This window comes from Halovibrio sp. HP20-59 (genome assembly GCF_033052795.2).
Taxonomy (GTDB): Bacteria; Pseudomonadota; Gammaproteobacteria; order Pseudomonadales; family Halomonadaceae; genus Vreelandella.
On sequence record NZ_JAWJUW020000196.1, the window covers coordinates 1 to 231 of the forward strand.

Sequence of the window (231 nt, forward strand, 5' to 3'; positions counted from 1 at the left end):
GTCGCGTCAGCCTGGCGGCTGCGTGACCCGATGGAAGAATGGAAGCGGTCCGATTTCTACGGCCACAGCGGCGAGGTCGCGGATATCGCCGCCTTCCGCGTCCGCGTTCACGAAAACGCCGAGCATCAGCGCCAGCGTGCCGCGCTCACCCGGCGCGAGGTCTTTACGCGGGCTTCCACCCCGTGGGGACCATCGCAACAGACCACCGTCTACGCCGATGGCGTCGGCTGT

At 67.5% G+C, this 231-nt stretch carries 1 protein-coding gene; it reads left to right on the plus strand.

Annotated features, from left to right (window positions below; genetic code table 11):
* The coding region (locus RZA33_RS19845) for a hypothetical protein (protein ID WP_317510120.1) at positions 1–231 on the plus strand (231 nt) is incomplete at both ends.